Annotated in this window: 16 protein-coding genes; 3 read left to right on the top strand and 13 right to left on the bottom strand. The window is 28.8% G+C overall.

Translation table 11 applies throughout. The features are described from left to right. Positions 1-47 precede the first annotated feature (47 nt). From dnaE to AVBRAN12640_RS01010, 3 genes are all read left to right on the top strand, one after another. Complete coding sequence (dnaE, locus tag AVBRAN12640_RS01000; RefSeq protein WP_442862251.1) at positions 48-4,229, top strand: DNA polymerase III subunit alpha; 4,182 nt, start codon at positions 48-50, stop codon at positions 4,227-4,229. A 503-nt stretch (positions 4,230-4,732) separates the two neighbouring features. Then, positions 4,733-5,500 carry a tetratricopeptide repeat protein gene (locus AVBRAN12640_RS01005; RefSeq protein ID WP_214120032.1) on the top strand — a complete coding sequence of 256 codons (768 nt, stop codon included), beginning with the start codon at positions 4,733-4,735 and terminating at the stop codon, positions 5,498-5,500. A gap of 409 nt (positions 5,501-5,909) precedes the next feature. Then, entirely contained in the window at positions 5,910-6,878 is a 969-nt protein-coding gene (locus AVBRAN12640_RS01010) for an NADP-dependent oxidoreductase (RefSeq protein ID WP_336608726.1), read from the top strand. A 67-nt stretch (positions 6,879-6,945) separates the two neighbouring features. On the opposite strand, the gene AVBRAN12640_RS01015 is transcribed toward AVBRAN12640_RS01010, so the two are convergent. The 13 genes from AVBRAN12640_RS01015 to AVBRAN12640_RS01075 all read right to left on the bottom strand — a co-directional run bounded on the left by AVBRAN12640_RS01015 (position 6,946) and on the right by AVBRAN12640_RS01075 (position 23,652). Continuing rightward, the gene (locus AVBRAN12640_RS01015; protein WP_214116664.1) at positions 6,946-7,158 is read right to left on the bottom strand and encodes a hypothetical protein; all 213 of its coding nucleotides are present in this window, start codon (positions 7,156-7,158) and stop codon (positions 6,946-6,948) included. Then, positions 7,148-8,170 (bottom strand): DHH family phosphoesterase, encoded by a 1,023-nt coding sequence (locus AVBRAN12640_RS01020; protein WP_214116662.1) that lies wholly within the window; start codon positions 8,168-8,170, stop codon positions 7,148-7,150. The genes AVBRAN12640_RS01015 and AVBRAN12640_RS01020 overlap by 11 nt, the downstream gene beginning before the upstream one ends. An 11-nt stretch (positions 8,171-8,181) precedes the next feature. Then, a complete protein-coding gene (gene flhA / locus AVBRAN12640_RS01025; protein ID WP_214116660.1) occupies positions 8,182-10,359 on the bottom strand; it encodes a flagellar biosynthesis protein FlhA in 2,178 nt (725 codons plus the stop codon). Further along, positions 10,359-10,757 carry an Rrf2 family transcriptional regulator gene (locus tag AVBRAN12640_RS01030; RefSeq protein WP_214116657.1) on the bottom strand — a complete coding sequence of 133 codons (399 nt, stop codon included), beginning with the start codon at positions 10,755-10,757 and terminating at the stop codon, positions 10,359-10,361. The genes flhA and AVBRAN12640_RS01030 overlap by 1 nt, the downstream gene beginning before the upstream one ends. 158 nt (positions 10,758-10,915) lie before the next feature. After that, positions 10,916-14,080, bottom strand: coding sequence for a carbamoyl-phosphate synthase large subunit (gene carB / locus AVBRAN12640_RS01035; RefSeq protein ID WP_214116655.1), 3,165 nt, complete (start codon positions 14,078-14,080; stop codon positions 10,916-10,918). Position 14,081: 1 nt separating this feature from the next. Beyond that, entirely contained in the window at positions 14,082-15,344 is a 1,263-nt protein-coding gene (locus AVBRAN12640_RS01040) for a dihydroorotase (RefSeq protein WP_214149730.1), read from the bottom strand. Position 15,345: 1 nt separating this feature from the next. Further along, complete coding sequence (locus tag AVBRAN12640_RS01045) at positions 15,346-16,221, bottom strand: aspartate carbamoyltransferase catalytic subunit (RefSeq protein ID WP_214120028.1); 876 nt, start codon at positions 16,219-16,221, stop codon at positions 15,346-15,348. Positions 16,222-16,399: 178 nt separating this feature from the next. After that, a complete protein-coding gene (locus AVBRAN12640_RS01050; RefSeq protein WP_214116649.1) occupies positions 16,400-18,478 on the bottom strand; it encodes an RNA degradosome polyphosphate kinase in 2,079 nt (692 codons plus the stop codon). A gap of 9 nt (positions 18,479-18,487) precedes the next feature. Beyond that, positions 18,488-19,492, bottom strand: a complete 1,005-nt coding sequence (gene mnmA, locus AVBRAN12640_RS01055) for a tRNA 2-thiouridine(34) synthase MnmA (protein WP_336608475.1) — start codon at positions 19,490-19,492, stop codon at positions 18,488-18,490. Next, on the bottom strand, positions 19,489-20,670 hold the full coding sequence (gene mqnF, locus AVBRAN12640_RS01060; protein WP_336607912.1) for an aminofutalosine deaminase family hydrolase: 1,182 nt from the start codon (positions 20,668-20,670) through the stop codon (positions 19,489-19,491). The genes mnmA and mqnF overlap by 4 nt, the downstream gene beginning before the upstream one ends. Positions 20,671-20,800: 130 nt before the next feature. Further along, the gene (locus AVBRAN12640_RS01065; protein ID WP_214116644.1) at positions 20,801-21,463 is read right to left on the bottom strand and encodes a Type 1 glutamine amidotransferase-like domain-containing protein; all 663 of its coding nucleotides are present in this window, start codon (positions 21,461-21,463) and stop codon (positions 20,801-20,803) included. Positions 21,464-21,475: 12 nt separating this feature from the next. Then, positions 21,476-22,762, bottom strand: coding sequence for a porin family protein (locus AVBRAN12640_RS01070; protein ID WP_336608476.1), 1,287 nt, complete (start codon positions 22,760-22,762; stop codon positions 21,476-21,478). Beyond that, on the bottom strand, positions 22,759-23,652 hold the full coding sequence (locus tag AVBRAN12640_RS01075) for a FecR family protein (protein ID WP_239802741.1): 894 nt from the start codon (positions 23,650-23,652) through the stop codon (positions 22,759-22,761). The genes AVBRAN12640_RS01070 and AVBRAN12640_RS01075 overlap by 4 nt, the downstream gene beginning before the upstream one ends. Positions 23,653-23,655: the final 3 nt, after the last annotated feature.

The following is a 23,655-nucleotide window of genomic DNA, read 5'->3' on the forward strand; positions in this document are numbered from 1 at the left end:
TTTAAAAAGTCTTTAGATAAAACGACTAAAATAGCCCTAAAGGATAAATTATGGATTTTACACATTTACATTTACATACAGAATATTCGCTTTTAGATGGCGCAAATAAAATTGATGAGTTAGCAAAAAGATTAAAAGAGTTAAATTTTAAATCTTGTGCAATAACTGATCACGGGGTTATGTTTGGAGCAATTCATTTTTATAAAAGTATGAAAAAGCACGGAATTAAGCCTATTATTGGATTTGAAGGCTATTTGCACGATGATGATGATTTAAGCAGCACTGCAACCAATCGCCGTTGGCATATATGTTTATTTGCTAAAAATCAAAAAGGCTATGAAAACCTTATGTATCTTACTTCAAGAGCTCATATAGATGGTTTTTATTATCGCCCTAGAATTAATAAAAAATTATTAAAAGAATATAGCGAAGGTATAATCTGTAGCTCTGCTTGTCTTGCAGGTGAGATTAATTGGCATTTAAATGATAAAGAAGTTCGTCGCAATGGAAAAACAAATGCTGATATGGGTGCTAAAGGCTATGAAGGTGCAAAAGCAGCCGCACTTTGGTATAAAGAAGTTTTTGGAGATGATTTTTATCTTGAAATTATGAGAATGGGTATAAATTCTCAATTAAATATAGATACAAATATACTTAAATTAGGAAGAGAATTAGGTATAAAAGTAATAGCTACAAACGATTCGCATTATACTTATAAAGATAGAGCTCAAGCTCAAAATATCTTTATGGCAATTAGCACAGGAGATATTGTAGGGGTTGATCCTGAAAGTGATGAAGCCAAAAAAGACAATGGCTTAAGACACACAATGAGTGAAATCTATGTAAAAAGCGCTGAAGAAATGCACGAATTATTTCTTGACGTGCCTGAAGTTGTGCAAAATACTCAAGAAATAGTTGATAAATGTGAAGAATTAAAATTAACAGTAGAGAAGCCAACTCCACCAAATTTTAAATTCGCTCTTGAATACGCTGAAAAAATCGGCTTAGAATTGCCTAGTCAAGATATGTTTAGCTTTAGCAATGATGATGTATTGTTTGAAAGGCTTTGCTGGGACGGGCTTAATAAGCGTTTAGTATATATTGATGAGAGCAAACACGAAACCTATAAAGAGCGTTTAAGAACTGAAATAAATATTATTAAAAATATGCAGTTTAGTGGTTATATGCTAATCGTTCATGATTTTATAAAAGCTGCTAAGGATATGGGTATTCCTGTTGGACCTGGTAGGGGCTCTGCTGCAGGTTCATTGGTATCGTTTTGTTTAGAAATAACTGATTTAGACCCACTTCCTTATAATCTACTTTTTGAGCGTTTTTTAAATCCTGATCGTGTATCTATGCCTGATATTGATGTGGATTTTTGTCAAAATAGGCGTGAAGAAGTAATTGATTATGTTGTAAAAAAATATGGTCGCTATAACGTAGCTCAAGTAATTACCTTTGGCAAATTACTTGCAAAAGGTGTTATTCGTGATGTTGCAAGGGTTTGTGATTTACGCATAAAAGATGCTGATACTTTAGCAAAATTAGTCCCTGATGAGCTAAAAATCACTCTAAAAGATGCTTACGAAAAAAACCCTGATATTAAGGCTTTCATTGAAGATTTAGACAATCGTGCAGAGTATAAAAATATAGTTTGCCACCCTGATGATGTAAGGGGCAAAAGCAAAATTGGAACTAGAGTTTGGGAGTATTCATTAGCACTTGAAGGACTTAATAGAAACGCAGGAATGCACGCTGCTGGAGTGGTAATTTCAAACGAAGAATTATGGAAAAAAACCCCATTATTTAAACAACCAAAATCAGACGCATTAGTAACTCAATATATGAAAGATTATCTTGAAGATGTTGATTTGATTAAGTTTGACTTCTTAGGACTTAAAACTTTAACCGTTATTGATAATGCTATAAAACTCATTAAAAAACGCCATAATATAGATATAGACTGGAACAAAATTGATGTAAATGATAAAGGCGTTTATGATTTAATTCAAACAGGAAATACTCTTGGGATTTTCCAAATAGAAAGCTCGGGAATGCAGGATTTAAATGCTAGGCTTAAGCCAACTTGCTTTGAAGACTTAATCGCTGTTTTAGCACTTTATCGCCCAGGGCCACTTGATAGTGGAATGGTTGATGATTTTATAGATATTAAGCACGGAAGAAAACCAGCTGTATATGCTTTCCCTGAATTAAAGCCTATTTTAGAGCCAACTTATGGAGTTATTGTATATCAAGAGCAAGTTATGCAAGTAGTTCAAACCATTGGTGGATTTAGCTTAGGTGGAGCTGATTTGGTTCGTCGTGCTATGGGTAAGAAAAAGCTTGAAGAAATGGTAAAATTAAAAGGAGAATACCTAGAAGGTGCTATAAAACAAGGCTTTGATGAGAAAAAGGCTGATGATTTATGGGAGCTTATCTTAAAATTTGCTGAATACGGCTTTAACAAATCTCACTCAGCAGCCTATGCTCTAGTAGCCTTTCAGACTGCTTATCTTAAAAAATATTATGAAACAGAATTTATGGCAGCACTACTAACTAGCGAAGAAGGAAAAGTTGAAAAAATTGAAAAATATAAAGATGAGCTAGATAGATTAGGAATAGAGCTTTTACCACCTAATATAAACGATGGTACAAGGGAATTTAACGTTACTATAAAAGATGGAAAAGCTGCTATTGTCTATGGGCTTGGCTCAATTAAGAGCTTTGGAATTCCTAGTGCTGAAGGACTTGCAAAAGCTAGAGCAGATAAGCCATTTAGCGATATGAAAGACTTTATTGCAAGGGCTGATGCTGCTTATATGAATAAAAAAGGCTTAGAAGCTTTAGCTAAGACGGGTTGTTTTGAATGTATTGGGATTAATAGAAAAAGTGCTTTAAATGCAATTGATTATATTATTAATGAGTTTAAAGCAAAAAAAGAGCATGATAAAAGATTGCAAGAGAGTTTATTCTCTCAATTTGAAACAGAATATCATAGTAGTATTGATATTACAAACCAAGAAGAATTTAGCGTAGCAGAATTAGCCGAGTTTGATAAAGAATATTTAGGAATATATCTTGGCTCACACCCGCTAGATGAGTTTAAAAAAGAAATTAAATCAATTGAGCATTATAAAAGTAGTGATTTTGAGAATTTAGATGATGGGGAATATCAAGCATTTTGCTTAGGAATTATTGAAGAAGTTGATTTTAAACAAAGCAAAAGCGGTAAAAGCTATGCAAATATTAAAGCACTTGATTATTATTCAAATTTTAATATTTTATGTTTTAACCCTGATTTAATAGATGTTTTAGCATCAAAATATAAAGCAATGAACCTAGCAGCTCAAGATATAAAAACCAAAAAATCTCTTTACGCATTTATTTTAAATCTTAAAAGAGATAATGCAAAAAATACTTTATTTTTAAATAATTTAATAGAAGTAAATGCTAGTGAAATAGGTGTAAATACTGATGATAAAAATGCTCTTGGATATGAAGTGTTTAGCAAAAAGGGTGGTAAGAAAATTAAGGGCGATATTAAAAGATTTTCTCATCTAACTCAAAATATTGAATACTTAAAAAGTAGCGATTTTAACAAGGCTGATTATGGAGATTACAATGCTTTTTGCTTAGGAATAGTAACTGAAGCAGAATTTAAAGTAAGCAAAAAAAATAAAGCCTTTGCTAAGCTTAAAGTGGTTGATGAAGGTGGAGAATTTGATATTTTATGCTTTAATGATGAAGTGTATAAAAAGCTAGAAAATGAGTTTTTTAGTAAAGAAAAAGAAGAGAATTTATATGGATTTGAAGTTAGTTTAAGAGCTGATGAGAATGGAGTTGGGGTATTTATTGATGATTTTTTCTTAATTACTAACGAGCTTATAAAAGAGCCAAGTGAGAATAAAAACTCATTAGGTTATGTGGTATTTGAAAAAAGAATAGCAAAACCAAGAAGGCAATATTCTAAAGAAAATAAAGAAGAATTCACGCAAAACCCAAAAGCCTTTGAAGGAGAATTCATACAAATTGATTTATTAAATATCAGTGCAGAGATTTTGCAAGAAATCACAAGATTGATTAAAGAAAATTTAAGTCAAAATGTAAGTGCAAAAGAAATAGTTTTAGAATTTTTAGATGATTCTTGCGTGAATAAATATTCAAGAAGATTTGGTTTAAATAATGAAGCTATAGAGAAAATAAAGGAATTATCAAAAATTAGCTAAAAAATTGATATTTAAATTCTAGTGGATAAAGAATTTATAAAATAAATTATAAGACTTTATCCACTAAATAATCTTTTATTTTATAACTAACTTAGATAAAAGTAAAAGAATTTAAAACATAGATTTTTAATAAGTCCTTATTAAGTATAAAATACTAGTTAAGTAACATAAAATAAGTTGTATAAAAATTTTAAAAAAGCTTTAGAATTAGGTGTTTGCTAGTATTTTTTAAAGTTAGATAAGACTTAAAGCTTTCAAAACTAAAATAGATTTTTCTTACAGGGTTTAAACTGATTAGCTAAGTGTAAGCTCTCATAAAGCAAACCAATTAGCTAAAATAAGTGTGCTTAAAACCTTTGCTTGTTATGATTTTTATAAATAGAACAATACACAAAAATACCTAAAAGAATACGAAAATCAAATTCTAAACGAAATAATAAATGCTTAAAATAATAATTTAAAATGACAAATTAGTATAATTTACTTCCAAAAAAGGAGATAAATTGAAAAAGTTATTGTGTTTTATACTTTTAAGCATTTGCATTATCGGTTGTTCTAAAACAAATATGCTAGAAAAAATCAAATGCGATCAAGATGATTACATTGCTTGCGTTCTCTTAGGTTCTAATTATAAAGATAATTATGGTTATCAAAAGGCTGCACAACTAGCTACAAAAGCTTGTAATGATGAAGATTTTGAAGCTTGCTATCATTTAGGAGTTTTATATGAAAACGCACAAGGAGTAGAGCAAGATTATACTAAAGCATTTAATCTTTATAAAAAATCTTGCGAAGGTGGGTTTATTTATAGTTGTAATAATTTAGCTGGTTTATATGTTAGCGGAAATGGCACAAAACAAGACTATGCAAAAGCAGTAAAGCTTTATACTAAAACTTGTAGTGATGAGTATGCTGTTAGCTGTTATAATTTGGGATTTTTATATAATGTTGGAGTGGGTGTAAAGCAAGATTATACAAAAGCAATTCAATTTTATACAAAAGCTTGCGATAAAAACTATGCGAGTGCTTGTAGTAATTTAGGAACTTTATACCAAAAAGGTGAAGGTGAAAAACAAGATTTTGTTAAGGCTGTAATATTCTATCATAAAGCTTGTGAGAAAAATAATGCAATAGGTTGTATCAATTTAGGGTTTATGTATTTTAAAGGACAAGGTATAAAGCAAGATACTCAAATAGCTAAACATTTTTTCAATAAAGCTTGTGATTTAGGCAACAATATAGGTTGTGAGAATGCTATGCAACTTAAATAAATAGATTTAATTATTTTTAACTAAAAAATCTATATAAAAATAGTGATTTAATGTAATTGCTATATATAAATTTAACTAAGTAAGAATATTTTTGCTTAGTTAAAAATAAAATTAGCTTTATAAAAAGTGTATTAAAAACACAAAAACATTTTTATTTGTAACGAGCATAAATAAATCAATTTTATTTTATGAAAAGCTTGGGTTTTGCATAGAACAAAAATAAGAGATTAAAAACCTTTTTTTCAAACGAAAATGCCTAGATAATGCTACAAGATATAAATAGGATTAAAGAAGAGTTTTCGTTTCTAGCAAATCTAAAGGCTATGACACTCAAGAATTTGTAATGCAAGATTTTAATGGCTATGTATATATAATTGCACAAAAAAATAATTAAATTTAAAGGAAAATTATGAAAGCAGCAGTTTTAAATAATTTTAAAAGTGATTTAGAAATAAAAAAAATTTATATTCCAAAAATAACAGATGATGAAGTTTTAATTAAAGTAACTTATGCAGCCGTAAATCCACTAGATAATCTTATAAAAGATGGTGCACTAAATATAATAACTCCTTATAAATTACCACTAATTTTAGGTAATGAATTAGTAGGAGTTATAACTAGCATAGGTAAAAATGTAAAAGAATTTAAAGTTGGGGATAGAGTTTATGCAATGTGTGAAAAAGCATTTGCTGAATATGTAGCGATAAATCATAAGTATATAGCAAAAGTGCCTGAATATTTAAAAGATGATGAAGCAGCTTGCGTGCCACTAGCCTCTTTAACATTTTTACAAGCTATTAAATTAATGAATGCTAAAAATGAAAACTCAATATTTATTTCTGGAGCTAGTGGGAGTTTTGGAAATCTTGCTTTGCCACTTGCAAAAGAGTTTAAAATATATGCTAGCGGAAATGCTAATTTTAAGCAAAAAGCCTTAGAATTAGGCGTTTGCGAGTATTTTACAAAAAGCGATGATTATACAAAAATTAAAGTAGATTTTGTAATAGATTGCATTGGTGGAAATGAAACTTTTAAGCAGTTTAAAATCCTAAATAAAGGTGGAAAGCTAGTATCTTTAAAGGGTATGCCTGATATGAAATTTGCTAAAAGCTTGAAGCTTTCAAAACTAAAGCAGATTTTATTTTATTTTGCAGGACTTAAGCTAAACAATGCCGCTAAAAAAGTAGGCTGTGAGTATCATTTTATGTTTGTTAATAAAAACGGCGAAGAGCTTAATCAAATATCTTCTATGCTAGATAATATAAAATACCGCCCATCAGTCGGTGAGATTTTTAGCCTAAATGATATAAACCAAGCTTTAAAAAGTGTAAAAAATAACAATAAAATCGGTAAGGTTTTGATTAATTTAAATAATTAGAATGCTTACAAAATATCTTTCTAATTTAAATTCTAAGAATTTAAATTAGACTAATTATATTTATATTTTAGTTAAAAAACTCAGGGTGTTTGTCTTTTAATAAAGCCATAGTTTCTAAAATAAGCTCAAAATCATCTTCACTCTTAGCCTCATCAATTAGCTCAAGATAAGTAAATGCAGCCTTTTCTAGGCAGTTTTTCTTAACTCCTGCATAATACAAAGCAGCTTTGTGCATTAGAGCAATCTCATACATTAAATCTTCAATTTCTTCATTTTTCATTAAATTTCTCCAAATAAGTTTTAGTTTGTTCGTAAATCTTAGAATATACACTACTATCTTTATAACTTGTAAATATCCCGCCACTAGCATTTGCGTGACCGCCACCATTAAAAGCCGTTTTTGCAAATAAGCTAACATCAATTTTATTATTAGCCCTAAGGGAGATTTTCTTGCCAGGATTAATTTCTAAAAAGAAATCATATTCAGGATTTTTTACTAAAAAATCATTCCCTATAACGCTAACATTTCCTATATCATAGACTAATAAGCCTTTTTTGTCTTTATAATAAATCGTATAATCTTGCTTATTTTCGCTTAAAATCCTTACTAAATAATCGCTTATTAAATTACACAAAGTATCGTTTTTGTCATTTTTAAAAAACTCTTTTTTAATACTATGAGTTGCATCTTCTAAAGCAATATTTGGATTTTCAAGATGAAAATATTCTCTAGCTTTGTTTAATAAAAAGAACATATAAGCGTGATTTTGCTTAGCAAACATAGTTCTATTTATCTCCTTACTACTAGCAATTATTTGCATTAATATTTTGCCTAATTCAAAATATTTGCTATCACTTAGCCAAATATCAATGCTATTTATAATATCTACCATTAGGCTTAGTTCTTTATTTTCTCCAAAAATTTTACTAAAAAAATCATAAGTAATCTTAGTAGCACACCTTGAGCTATCTAAAAAATACCAAGGATATTTTTCCATACAAGCTTTGCCTGTTTGATGATGGTCAAGCAATAATAATTTTGCGTGATTTAGCCTTGCAACCCTAGAAGTAAATTCTTCGCAAACACTTTCAATAGGATTTACATCAGTTATTAAAATAAGAGCAAATTCATCAGGATTTGCTTCTACTTTTATCATAATTTCTTCAAATTTTTCTTCAATTTCTTTGCCATAATTAGAATTATAAAATTCACAATCCTTAAAATAATTAGCTACCACATATTGGCAACCATATCCATCTAAATCAGTGTGGCTTAGGTGATATATTTTCATTATTTTCCTTTCTAAATTGCTGCATCAACATTACCTATATTATCAAAATCAGCGTTATTTGCAATCTCGCTATAAGCAAGAACAACAACTTGTTTTAATCCAAATCTTTCACAAATCTCTTTTATCTTTCTTCTAAGACTAGGTTCTACTAATAATATAAAAGTATTTGAATGCATATTATAATGCTCTTTTACTTTATCGCTAATTGCTGTATATAAAGCGTGGGTTTGCTCTGTATTTATTGCTAGGGTTGTTGTGCCGTTTTTATTAGTTACTAGCATTTCCAATAAACGCCTATTCACTTGCATTGATAGTGCATAAAATTGTAGTTTGTTATTATCATCTAAATACATATTAGTAATTACTCTATTAAGACTAGCTCTTACATGATCTGTTATTGTATCAATATCTTGAGTATAAGGCACTAAATCAGATATTGTTTCTAATATACTTATCATATCTTTTATTGGAATTTGCTCTTTTAATAATTCTTTTAATACCTTTTGTATAAGACCTATTGAAGTGATTTTCAATACTTCTTCAACCAACACACTTTGAGTAAGCTTTAATCTATCTAATAAAGAATTTACTTCTTGCCTTGTTAAAAGCTCGGCTGCGTGTTCTTTAACCAATTCACTTAAATGCGTGCTAATTACTGCACCAGGATGAACTACTACATAACCACTCATTGTAGCTTTATTTTTTTCACTTGGGTCAATCCAAATAGCTTTTGAACCAAAAGCAGGTTCTATTACTTCTATTCCTTCTATTTCATCAGTTTCATCAAAACCATTATCAATTGCTAAAAATTTATCAGGATATATAATATTTTTTGCAATTGAAATTCCTTTAATTCTAAAATCATATTCATTAGGGTCTAACTGAATATTATCAATTATTCTAATATCTTGCATTAAAAAACCTAGATTTTTAGCTATTGTTTGACGCATTGTTGGAATTCTATCTATTAAATCACTTTCAGCAACTTTTACTAAAGAATATCCGATTTGTAATTCAAGCATTTCAAGATTTAAGCTTTCTTCGTTTTTCTTTTTACGCTCTGCTGCAATTTCAGCTTCACTTTTTCTAGGTGGTGTTGTGCTTTGAGCTGGTGCTGCTCCACTTGTGTTTGGTTGTTGAGCTGCTCCTTTTTGCTTTGGTTTAGGACTTAATAAATCTTCATCTTTAGTCTTCATAAGTAAAAAGCCAAGCCCACCAAATACAAAAGCCATAAAACCTAGTGAAATAGTAGGAAGACCAGGAACTAAAGCAAATACGAACAAAATAAACCCAACTATAAATAAAGTTTTATAATCTCCAAATAATTGCTCTAAAGATTTTTCAGCAAATGGTTTTTCTTCTTTGCTTGCACGAGTAATAATTATAGCTGTTGCTGTTGAAGTGATTAATCCTGGGATTTGAGATACAAGTCCATCTCCTATAGTTAAAATAGTATAACTAGAAGCAGCAGCATTTAATTCTAAATCGTGCTGAAACATACCTATTAAAAGTCCGCCAACTATATTAATAATAGTGATGATTATACCTGCAACTGCATCACCTTTAATAAATTTAGAAGAACCATCCATAGCTCCATAAAAGTTCGCTTCGCCTATTATTTCTTGACGCCTTTCTCTAGCTTGCTCTTCAGTAATAAGCCCTGCATTTAAATCAGCATCAATTGCCATTTGTTTTCCTGGCATTGCATCTAGCGTAAATCTAGCTTGAACTTCACTAACACGAGTTGAACCCTTTGTAACAACCATAAAATTAATTAATACTAAGATACAAAATACAACAACCCCTATTACATAATTTCCGCCTACAACAAATTCTCCAAAACTAGCAATTATATCACTAACCGCAGCAGGACCTTCATGCCCTTTGCTTAAAATCATTCTAGTGGTTGCGATATTAAGGCTTAGTCTAAAAAGAGTAATTATTAAAATTAATGTTGGAAAAGTAGTCAAATCAGTCGGTTTTGGAATATACATAGCTATTAAAATCATCAAAACCGATATAGCAATACTAAGTGCTAAGCAAAAATCAAGTATTCCAGATGGTAAAGGAACGATAATAATTGCTAAAATAGCAACTATTAAACCTACCATAGAAAGACTTTTAAATTTTACAAGTGGCTCTAAATAAGGAGCTACTAGGCTTAGCATAGTATTTTTTTGTTTTGCCATTATTTTAAAATCTGCTCTAAGGTAATATCAGTTAAAAAAGAATTTATTTTATCTTGTAAGTTGGTAATTATAGGATATATTTTACAAGTATCGTGCCTATTACTAGGACACTTATCATCTCCTGTGCATTCAAAAACTAAAGGCTCTTTTTTTTCAGCAGATATTATGACATCTTTTATATTTATTAAATTTGGTTCTTTTGCTAGAATAAAACCACCATTAATACCTTTATAAGATTTTAAAATATGCGCTCTTGCTAAATTTTGTAATATTTTTGCTAAAAAGCTTCTTGGTATATTTAATTCACTTGCTAAAGTATCTACATCTATTGGACTTTTATGTTTTGCAATGTAAATTAAACTAATTAAAGCATATTCACTAGCTCTTGTAAATAACATTGTTTTCCTTAAAATATTTTTATTTAAATCTTAACTTTTTTTATTTAATACATAGACTAAGCAATAATCATTCTTGATTAGGAGTTTAAAAAATATTTATTTTATACTAAAATTAAAAAGGAATTTAAACTCAAAAAATGAGTTTAAATTCTTAAAAATTATAAAGAATACACGCTTAATGATATTTCTTCTAAAGCCTTTAAATAAGCTTTTGCAATATCAAGATTCGTAAAACTTGCAACCTTACTCTCACTTGCTGCGCGTCTTATTTTAAATCCATCACTAAGGCTATTTTTTGCATCTCTTGGGGTATTAATTACCAATGTAATTTCTCCATTAACAATTTTTGAAATTATGTCATCTTCATCGCCTAATTTATTAACACTAATTGCATTAATTCCGTGATTATTAAAATAAATTGCTGTATTTTTAGTAGCTAAGATTTTATAACCTAAGTTCATAAATCCACGAGCAAGCTCAAGTGAATCAGCCTTATTTTTATCATCAATACTAAATAATACTCCGCCAAATTCTTCTATCCTAACGCCACTTGCAACAAGACCTTTATAAAGTGCTTTGTTTGCACTTGTGCTAGTTCCCATAACTTCTCCAGTGCTTTTCATCTCAGGCCCTAAAACTGTATCCACTAAAGATAATTTTGAGAAGCTAAATACAGGAACTTTTACATAATACATTCCTTGTATTTCTTCAAATTCTTTAGTAATTCCTTGCTCTTTTAAACTTATTCCTAAAGCAGCTTTTAAAGCTATATTTGCTAGGTTTTTATTAATTACTTTACTTAAAAACGGCAATGTTCTTGAAGCTCTTGGATTTACTTCTAATACATAAAGTTTATTTTCAAAATATACAAATTGTATATTTAAAAGTCCTTTGATTTTTAAAGCAAGTGCAAGTTTTTTAGTGTAATTAATAATTTCTTCTTTTACCTCATCACTTATACTAACGCTAGGAGTTATTGCTGTGCTATCTCCACTATGCACACCTGCTCTTTCAATATGCTCTAAAATACTTGGTATATAAACATTTTCTCCATCACAAATAGCATCTACTTCAAGCTCTTTTCCACATAAATATTTATCAATTAATATAGGTTTATCAAGGCTTACTTCTGTTGCTTCTTGCATATATTTTTTAAGTTCTTCATCGTTAAATACAACTTGCATAGCTCTACCACCTAAAACAAACGATGGACGAACTAATACAGGATAGCCTATTAAATTAGCATTTTTGATAGCTTCATCAACACTAATTGCAGTAATTCCTTTAGGTTGATTTAAGCCTAAATCACTCATTAATTTTTCAAATAATTTTCTATCTTCAGCAGTATTTATGCTATCTAAACTTGTGCCTAAAATCTTAACTCCATTTGCTTCTAAAAACTCAGCTAAATTAATAGCAGTTTGACCACCAAAACTAACAATTACTCCTAAAGGTTTTTCAATATTAATAATTTCTAAAACTTCTTCATTGCTTAAAGGCTCAAAATAAAGCTTATTAGCTACGCTATAATCAGTTGATAATGTTTCAGGATTGTTATTAATTATTATTGCTTCATAGCCCATTTCTTTAATAGCCCAAATAGCATGCACGCTAGAATAATCAAACTCAATTCCTTGACCAATTCTAATAGGACCACTTCCTAAAACTATTATTTTTTGCTTATTGCTAATTTCATTTGTGTCTTTAAATTCTTTATTATAAGTTGAATAAAAACTTGGAATTAGATTTTTATAATCCATCGGCTGAACGCATTTATAAATAGGTCTTATATTATTTTTAGCTCTTAGTTCATACACTTCTTTTTGCTTGCATTCCCAACGATGTGCGATAATTTTATCAGCTAGTCCTATTTGCTTAGCTTTTGTAAGTGCTTGAATATCAAATTTTTTCTCTTTTAATTCGTGTTCTGTATCAATGATTTGCTTAAATGTGTCTATAAATAATCTTTGCATTTTAGTAAGATTCATAATCTCATCAACACTAATTCCACGCCTTAAAGCTTCTCCTATGAAAAATATTCTTTCATCTCCAGCTTTAATTAAACGCTTTTTGATTTTTTCATCTGTGTATGTTTCGCCGTTTTTAAGACCTAGATGACAAATTCCATATTCAAGTGATTTAATAGCTTTTAAAATACTTTCAGCTAGGCTAGTTCCTAAGCCCATTACTTCACCCGTTGCTTTCATTTGAGTGCCTAAATAACGATTAGCATCTTTAAACTTATCAAATGCAAATCTAGGAGCTTTAGTAACTATATAATCAAGATTTGGTTTATACTCAAGATAGCTTAAGCCACTTGCTTCATTTTTAATCTCATCTAAAGTTTTGCCTATTGCGATTTTTGCTGCGATTTTTGCTATAGGAAATGAAGTTGCTTTACTAGCTAAAGCACTTGAGCGTGAAACTCTAGGATTTACTTCAATAATAAAATATTCTTTTGTAATTGGGTTTAAAGCTATTTGAACATTACAACCACCTTCAATTTTTAATGCTCTTATTAATTTAATAGCAACATCTATCATTTGTTGTTTGATTTTTGGCTCAAGTGTTTGAGTTGGTGCAACAACCAATGAATCACCTGTATGAATTCCAACAGGGTCAATATTTTCCATATCGCAAATTAATATAGCATTATCAGCTCTATCTCTTATAACTTCATATTCAAGTTCTATAAATCCTGCTATTGATTTTTCAATTAAACATTGTCTAGTAGGAGAATAAATTAAGCCTTCGCTAGCTATTTTTTTAAGTTCAGCTTCATTTTCACAAATTCCGCCGCCAGTTCCACCCATAGTAAATGCTGGACGAACAACAACAGGATAACCACATTCATTAGCAAAAGAAATTGCACTCTTTGTATTATTTACAATAACACTTGGTGGAACAGGTTCATTTAATTCATTCATTAATGCTCTAAATAATTCTCTATCTTCAGCCTTATTAATAGTATCTAAGCTAGAACCTAATACTTTTATATTATATTCTTTTAAAATCCCTGCTTTATCTAATTCTATTGCCATATTTAAAGCAACTTGTCCGCCTAAGGTAGCCAAGATTGCATCAGGGCGAGTTTTTTTAATAACCTTTGTTACAAATTCTAAAGTAATTGGCTCTATATAAATCTCATCAGCAATATTTTTATCAGTCATAATAGTAGCTGGGTTTGAATTGATTAATATTACATATTTACCTTCTTCTTTAAGTGATAAACAAGCTTGAGTTCCTGCATAATCAAACTCTGCTGCTTGACCAATTATAATAGGACCACTTCCTATAACTAAAATTTTATTTACATCTTGCATTTTATTCTCCTTTAAAAATAATTTTTCCATCACAAATTGTAAGCTCTACTTTTGAGCTTAATACACTTCCTAAATAAGGCGTATTCTTGCCTAAACTAACGATTTCATCTTCTTTTAATTCCCAAGTTTTATCTAAATCAATTACCACAATATCAGCTATCGAACCAACTTTAAGCTCCCCTGCATTTTCTAAATTAAATATTTTTTTAGGATTAGTGCTAAAAGCGTTTAGAATTGTCTCAAGTTTTACTAAATTAGTTTTTACTAATTTTGTATAAAGCAATGAAAACGCAAACTCACTTCCTATAATTCCAAAATAAGCCTTATTAAATCCACCTTGCTTTTCGTCTTTTGAATGTGGTGCATGATCTGTTGCTATTACTTCAATTATGCCTTCATTTAAAGCATTTATTAAATAATCTCTATCAGCTTTGCTTCTTAAAGGTGGATTCATCTTCCACATTCCATTATCTTCTTTAATATCTTCATCACAAGAAATTAAATGATGTGGAGTTACTTCACAACTTATATTTACTCCAAGTTTTTTGCCAAACTCAACCATCGCAACACTTTCTTTAGCGCTTATATGACATACATGATAATTTGAATTGCATTCTTTACAAAGTAGCATATCTCTTGCAACTTGCACGCTCTCGCTTGAACTTGAAATTCCTTTAATTCCTAATTTTTTAGACTGAACTCCATCGTGCATATGACCGCCTTCAACTAGGTCTAAATCTTCGCAATGTGCAATTACATATTTATTTAATTTCGCACATTCTTTCATTGCGTCTTTCATAATTTTTGCATTTGCAACACCTCTTCCATCATCGCTAAACGCAAAAACAAAAGGAGCTAATTGGCTAAAATTAACTAAGCTTTGACCTTTTTCTTCCATAGTAATAGCTCCATAAGGAAGAACTTTCATACAAGAATCTTTTTGAATTAAATCTAATTCAAGTTTTAAATTCTCTAAAGTATCAGGCACAGGTTTTAGATTTGGCATAGCACAAGCTGTAGTAATTCCACCTTTTGCATTCGCCATTGAGCCTGTTTTTATGCTCTCTTTGTGTGAATATCCTGGCTCTCTTAAATGCTGATGAATATCAACAAAACCCGCACTAACAAGCTTACCTTTAACATCAATTATTTCTCCACTATAATCAATATTAGGAGCTATTTTTACTATTTTTTTACCTTCAATTAAAATATCAGTTTTAACAAATTTATTATCTATAAATGCATTACAATTTTTAAGAAGCATTTTAAATCCTTTCATACACATAATCAAGTATTGCCATTCTAGCAAATACACCATTACTCATTTGGGTAAAAATCTTTGATTTTTCACATTCAACCAAACAACTATCAATCTCTACTCCACGATTAATTGGGGCTGGGTGCATTATGATTGCATCATTTTTTAATCTTTTATAATTATTAGTTGTAAGTGCAAAAGATTTTCTATATTTTTCTAAATCTAATTCGTTTTTATCGTGTCTTTCGTGTTGAATGCGTAAAAGCATACAAACATCAACCTCATCTATAATTTCATCTAATTTATAGTATTCATTATAAGAATTATCTTGATAAATAGGAGGTGCAGCTAAAAATACTTTAGCTCCAAGTCTTTCAAGCGCATCTTTGTTTGATTTTGCTACACGAGAATTTTTTATATCTCCAACTATTGCTATTTTTAAACCATTAAAAGTATTAAAATGCTCATAAATCGTTACTAAATCAAGCAAACATTGAGATGGGTGTGCTCCACTTCCATCACCTGCATTAACCACTTTAGCATTAAGTCCTACTAAATCATCAAAATAATTATTTTGTTTATGTCTAATTACTAAAACGCTAGTTCCAAGACTTTCAAAAGTCTTACAAGTATCATATAAACTCTCGCCTTTATTTACACTTGAACTACTAGCAGAAAAATTAAGCACTCTAAAGCCAAGCTTAAGCTCAGCAACTTCAAAACTTGTCCTTGTTCTTGTAGAATCTTCAAAAAATAAATTAGCTATGATTTGATTTTCATAATTTTTAAAAAAGCCATCGTGTTGTTTGTAATACAAAGCTTTTTTTATAAGCGTATAAAAATCATCATTGCTAAGATTTTTAGTTGTTAAATAATCACGCATTGTCCTTCTCCCACGAGAGTAAGGCCTAACCGCCATTAGAAAACAATTTTAAATAAAGGGGATTGTATAAGTGAAGTTCAAAAAAATCTGTCAATAATAATATATTAAACTTAAAATAAAATTAATTTTTATAAATTTTAGTAAAAATATATTTTAGGAATTTAAATTCCTAAAATATTTAATTCTCTCTAAAGAATTTTTGTGCCATTTGGTTTGCTTTTGCTTTATCACGACCTTTTTTAAAGCTTTTATAAATTCCACTTACATAGTTTTCAAAAGTTTCTTGAGAATCAAGAGCCTTTTCATCTTTTTCTATCTTGGTATAAATTCCATTCTCATCAAGCGTGTAAGCTAATTGATTATCACTTAATTGAAGTCTTAAAATCTCTGCTAATTTAGCGTGCAAACTCTCATTTAATATAGGTGTCATTAGTTCAAGCCTACGCTCAAGATTTCTTGGCATCATATCAGCACTGCTTATATAATATTGTGGAGTTGCGTGTTTAAAATAAAAAATCCTAGCGTGTTCAAGATATTTTCCAACTATACTTCTTACTCTTATATTTTCGCTAAAGCCTTTAAGATTTGGTTTAAGACAACAAATCCCACGAACTATTAAATCAATGCTTACACCTTTGTTTGACGCTTCATAAAGTGCTTTTATAATGTCTTCATCAACAAGCGAGTTCATCTTCATTATAATTTCACCCTTTTTACCTGCTAGGCTTTCAGTTTTTATCATTTTTAAAATCTGCTCTTTTATCTGAAACGGGCTCATTGATAGAGTTTTTAAGCGTTTATTTTTGCAATAGCCTGTAAGTATGTTAAAAAACGCTGTAATATCAGTATTTGCTATATCAAAATTAGATGTAAAAAAGCTAATATCAGTATATACTTTAGCAGTAGCGGCGTTATAATTACCCGTGCCTAAATGTGCGTAGAATTTAAGCGTGCCATCGTCTAATTGGCGAATTACTTGAGTAATTTTTGCATGCACTTTAAACCCTGCTATTCCATATACTACATGAGCTCCTGCGTTTTCTAATTCTTTTGCCCAATAAAGGTTATTTTCTTCATCAAAACGAGCCTTTAATTCAACCATAACCGTAACTTGCTTTCCATCATTAGCTGCGTCCATTAAAGCCTTAATAATTTGCGAGTTTTTTTCTAAACGATATAGGGTCATTCTAATTGATATTACTTTTGAATCCTTGCTAGCTTCTTTTATAAAACTTGCAACTGGGTCAAAACTCTCATAAGGCTGGTAGCATAAAATATCTTGCTTATCAATTACTTCAAATATACTTACATTCTCATCAAATGGTGGCAAAATCTTAGGCACATAAGAAGCATTACATAAATGACTTAATTGCTTATTATTTACAATTTGTAGCATTGATGATAGGGCTAATGGGGTTTTGTATTCGTAAATATCTTTATTAAATACTTTTAAATGTATGCTTAAAAAGTTTTTAATCTCTTCACTAGCACCGCTTTCAATTTGAATTCTAACATAAGCACCTTTTCTTCTAAGTTTTAAGCCTTGCTCAAGTAGCATCATAAAATCATCTGCTTCTTCTTCCTCAATTATAATATCAGCATTCCTAGTTACTCTAAAAGCTGCACTTTCTACCATAGTAAAACCTGGGAAAATATCTTCTAAATGCTCTTTTACCACGCTTTCAATAGGAACGAAAAGCCCCCTATCAGCTTCAAAAAATCTAGGCAATACTCTAGGAATTCTAACCATAGCGAATTTATCGTGCTTTTCATCTTCGCTTTTTAACTTAACAGCTAGTGAGAAAGATAGATTATTAAGTGGTGGAAATGGGTGCGTTGAATCTACTGCAATAGGAACAATTACTGGCATTATGGTGCTAAAGAAATATTCTTTAGCTTTGCCTTTTTGATTTCTTGTTAAATCATTATAAGTTTTAAGCTCCACACCCACTTTTGCTAATTCGCTCATTATAGAAAAATAATTTTGTTCTAAAGTGTCTTTTTCTGCGTGTAAATATTCACGAATAGCGTTTAATTGCTCTAATGGTGGTAGTTCATTTTGTGGCACTACTCCTGCTGCAAAAAGTTGCTTAAGTCCAGCAACTCTAATCATATAAAACTCATCTAAATTCGTGCAATATATACTAATAAATCTTAATTTTTCTAATAAGGGTATTTTTTTATTGCACTGATCAAGCACCCTTGAATTAAACTTAAGCCACGATAATTCTCTATTAAAAACCAATTCCTTCTTCATTAATTATCCTTAATTTATAAAACCACTTGCTACTACTAAATCACCTTGATAAAATACTGCTAATTGTCCTTTTGCTAAAGCATATACACTTTCTTCTAATAAAACCCTTTTTTCATTTTTTAGCAATTTACAAGGCACTTCTTTAGTGTTATATCTGATTTTTACCTTGCAATCAATCTCATCAAAATCACAAAAAGCATTTACATTTTTTAATTGAAATTCTTTTACAAATAATTCTTCTTTTGAACCTACTATTATTACATTTTCTTTCGCATCAATTTCTAATACATAATGTGGAGTTAATGCACCTTTTACACTAAAACCACGCCTTTTACCGATAGTATAGTGCATATAGCCTTCGTGCTCTCCTACAACTTCACCCTTAGTATTTTTTACTAAGCCTTTTTGATTAACTTTTACATAATCTTTTAAAATATCGGTGTAATTTGTGGTTACAAAACATATTTCAGAGCTTTCTTTTTGTTCGCTGATTGATTTTAACATAGGGATTTTTAGTGCTTGTTCTTTTATATCTTTTTTAAATTTATCCCCTAGTGGAAAAAGCACATCATTTAAGCTTTCTTTATTTACATTTGCTAGAAAATATGTTTGGTCTTTGCTTAAATCTACGGCTTTTTTAAGCATATTGTTTTCTATTTGAGCATAATGTCCTGTCGCTAATTTTGCATTTTTGCTTTTAGCATAGTCTAATAATGCTCCTAGTTTTATTTTTTGATTGCATAAAGCACAAGGATTTGGAGTAAGTCCATCTTCATAAGTCTTAATAAATGGATTAAAAACTGCTTTGCTAAATTCATCAGTAAAATCAATAATATCATAAGAAATTCCTAAAAAATCAGCCACTCTTTGTCCATTTTCTATATTTTTTTCGTGATAGTTTAAACGATTGTGTAATTTCATATAAACACCACTTACATTAAAACCTTTTTCTTTAAGCATAAGAGCTGTATAAGAGCTATCAACCCCACCACTCATTGCTAAAACTACATTCATATAATTTCCTTTCCATCTAAATACATATTTTTTATTTTATTCGTTCTTAAAATTATTTGAGCTAATACATTATCCTTATCATAGCCAAAATCATCTAGTAAGATAAAATCTGCCTTAGCACCATTACTTAAAGGCTTTAAGCCATTTAAAAATAAATGAGAATTATCAAAACAAGCCGCCTTATAAATTATGTAAGCTAATTCGTTTAATTCAAATTCATTATGAGTAAATATAAAAGCTCTTAGCTCATCAAACATATTTAAACTATTATTTGAGCTAAGCCCATCTGTGCCTATGCTAAGATTTAAATCATTTGCTAAAAGATTTTTAAGCTTAATTGCACGAGAGCCTAAAAATCTATTTGATTTAGGACAAGTCGTAATTATATGATGAGATTTAAAAATACTAAAATCATCAACATAATTACAATGAGTAAAAATAGCTCTTAAATCATCAAATCCACTTAAAAAATCCTTAGTAATTAAACTAGGATTAAATCTAGCTAAATAATTGCTTAAAGCGTTACTTTTGCCTTGCAAATACTCCTTTTCATAAGCACTTTCTAAAAAATGTGTGCTGATTAATAAATCATTTTTCTTAGCAAAATTAAGTGCGTATTCATAAGTCTTATCGCAAATTGAATAAGGACTATGCAATGATATATGATTATTAAGGTTTGAAAATCTTGAAAATCTCTCTTCAAAACTCTTAATATTGTTTTTTAAAGTTTCATCATTAGCACCTAAAATCTCGTGAAAAATAATGCTTTTTATCTTGCTATTTGATAGGATTTCTAGGTTTGCTCCAAAACTTGAAATTTCGCCTAGATACCCTACCCCGCTTTGCATTAGAATTTCAATTTGTCTATTAATTTCTTTACTTAATAAATCTTTATTTATCGCTTCACGATTTTTGATAATGCTCTCAAGCCATTTTGCAAAATCTCCATAATAAAGCTTAGATAGACAAAACTCTAAATGTGAATGCAAATTGCACAATACTGGGCTTAAAATATATTCGCTTTTATCAATTATTTGAGCGTTTTTGTATTCACTTAAAGCCTTGTTAAAATCACATATTTTAATAATCTCTTCATCAAATACTAAAGCTTTATTAGTTTGTAAAAATTCATCTTGGCTAAAGTCTAAAATAGCCTTAGTTTTCATAATTTTAATCATTTTTTTCCTTTATGAAATATTACGAAACTTTTTTTAATAAATGTTGTTAAAAATATTAAATCGGATAATAAAAATCCTTTTTAGATAAAATTTAATCCATAATTTAAATTCTTTTGATTAAAAATATGTATTAAAGCTTGATAAAATCACCAATTTTAAAGTATTGCTCATAATATTCAGATAATTTTAAAACCCCTTCATTACCCATTACTAAGGCACTATCATTATGAATTTTAAGGGCAGAACCATATGGCAGAGCAAAAACAGAAGAATTTTGATTTAGCTTAAAATATTCATAAAGCTTCATTGAATATTCCCTATCTTGAGGGATATATTCAGTGATTATTTGGTATTTTAAAATACCTAAAGCTTGCAAATTACTAGGATATAATATAGGTAAATCATTACAAGTTTTAATATCTTCTGATAATACACTAGCCCCAGCACCCCAACCAGCATAGGTTATAGAATTTTCTATTTTATCTTTTAAAATATCTAATAAATTTAGCTTTTGTAATCTATGTAAAAGAACAAATAAATTACCACCACTTACTAATATCCCATCGCTATCGTTTAATATATTAATAGGGTCATTGTGTATAGAAACTATTTTTGAGTTTATTTTATTTTTAAGAGTTTTTTCGTATTCATCAAATCCATCAATTACTTGAGCATAAGGAACTAGAGCTATTTGTTTAGTTTTAGCAAAAAAATCATTTAATATACTAGCACACCAATCAAAAGAATCTAAGTTTTTATATCTATCGCTGCTTAATAATAAAATATTTCTCATACTATTTTCCTTTTAAAACTCATATCTATAATTAATCATACTTGTATAATTTAAACTATCATAAAAATTATGATTTGAATTTTGCTTATCATAAATCAAAGCGAAACTCAAAGATTGATTATAATCTAATTTATAATCAAAAATACTAGAAATAACTATTTCATTATCTTTTCTTTTTGAATAATAAGATGAATCAACCTTTTTATAAATTGTATGATTATAACCAAAACTTGGCTTAAAACTAACTTTATTTAATATAGGAATAATAGCCCCGATTTTTATACCATAATTTTTAAAATCAGAATTAGCACTAAAACTATCTTTTGCATTTTCTAAATCATAATTTAAATTAAAATAATAAATATTATCATTATATGCAAAAACATTATTAAGACCTAAAGAATGATGAATAAAATTAGAATCTTTATCCATACTATCAGCAAATATTCCTTTAGATAAATCATAAGAAATTAAATATAAATAATTATCATTTACATTATTTTCATAATTAATACCCATATTTAAGCTATGCAAAAACGCAGCTCTTCTAAGTAATACAAAATCATAACTAGCATTTAGAGTAATTTTGTGATTATCCCTTACATAGCTTGGATTAATTGCTAATGTTAATACATTTAAATCAGGATAATTTTCGCTTTTATTTTTTAAATATTTTTTATTATTTAAACTCGCATAAAGCTCTGCAAAATAATTATTTCCTAAATCTAAATTATAAGCACCATCTATATTAAAATTAAAACTTAAAGAACCACTTGCTTTTTCATTTTTAAAATTTCTAATCTTCTCACCAACAAAATCAGTGAAATTATCATTGCCATAAAGCGGGTTTGTATCATAAGCAAAACCCAAATTAAGTCCTATAAAATAAGGCTTAGCAACTTCTTTTGTCAAATTATCTAAATTATTTAGCATATTATTAATTCTAACTTTTTGAGTAGAACTTAAATCCAAATTATTTAGCATATAATTTAATTCATCTCTCATAAGCTCTGGATTATTATTTTCATAATACAAATTAGCTATTGAAAATCTAGCTTCAATATTGTTTTCATTAATAATTAAAACCCTATCGTAAGCTGCAATTGCTTCTTTTGTATCTTTTAATTTTTCAGCACTTTTTGCCAAAATTAGGTTAAGTTTTTCATCACTACAATCAATCTCACATTGAGCTTTAGCTAATTCTAAAGCTTTTTTATAATTTTTCTTATTAAACTCATCTATATAATTAGCAAAAGCAAGAGAGCTTATTAAAAATGATAAAATAATCTTTTTTATCATTTTTGAACTCCGTAAGTAGAATTTCTTTGCCTATTGTTTTGATAGTCTTTACCATTTAAATATCCCTTATTTGCATAATTTATTTTATTTTGTATGCAATAAGTATTGCCATTACATATTTTAATAATATCTTTAGATATTGAATTAGTATCTAAATCCCTTATTCTTTCATTATTGTATTTATAATTATTTTTATAATCTTGATAATTTTTATTTTGATAATATTCTTGTTTTGCTTTTATCATTTCTTCTTTAGAATTTAAAAACTCATTAAAACTTTCGCTATTTTTATAAGATTGTTTAGTATTTACTTGACTTTCTTTACCTGTATTAATAGTTTCAAATTCCTTAGGCACTATCTTTTCAATCTTAATAACCTTATCATTATCAAATCTTAATTGATTTCCTGCTTGAACTAAAGAAGTTTTATTTCCTACTTTAACATCTATTGCACCTTCTAAACAACCTACTTTATCAACCTTTCCAAGACTTCCAACAAACACGGTTCCTCTAATTCCAATCGTTGCTGTTTTTGCTTGAAATTCAAAATTCTTTCTAGCTATTTTTGAAATATTTCCTGATATTACTTTAAAATGTCCGTTATTTACTTCAAGACTTACTTTTGATTTTTTACCATCAATTACATAATCTTTAATATTTAAAGTTGTATTTTTACCTAGCGTAACTATTGTATTATCTATGAATTTAATTTGTAATTTTGCATTATTTTTTGTGATTATTTTGTCATTTTCTTCTAAAATATCATTTGTTTTTGCAATTCTTTCTTTGTTGTCACTTAAAATTACAACATCTCCTCTTAATGTAACTATTTTTCCAATATTTGCGAAAAGTGAGCTTGCTAAAAACACAATTAAAGCTATTTTGTTCATATT

It is taken from the genome of Campylobacter sp. RM12640, from assembly GCF_020137595.1.
GTDB lineage: Bacteria > Campylobacterota > Campylobacteria > Campylobacterales > Campylobacteraceae > Campylobacter_E.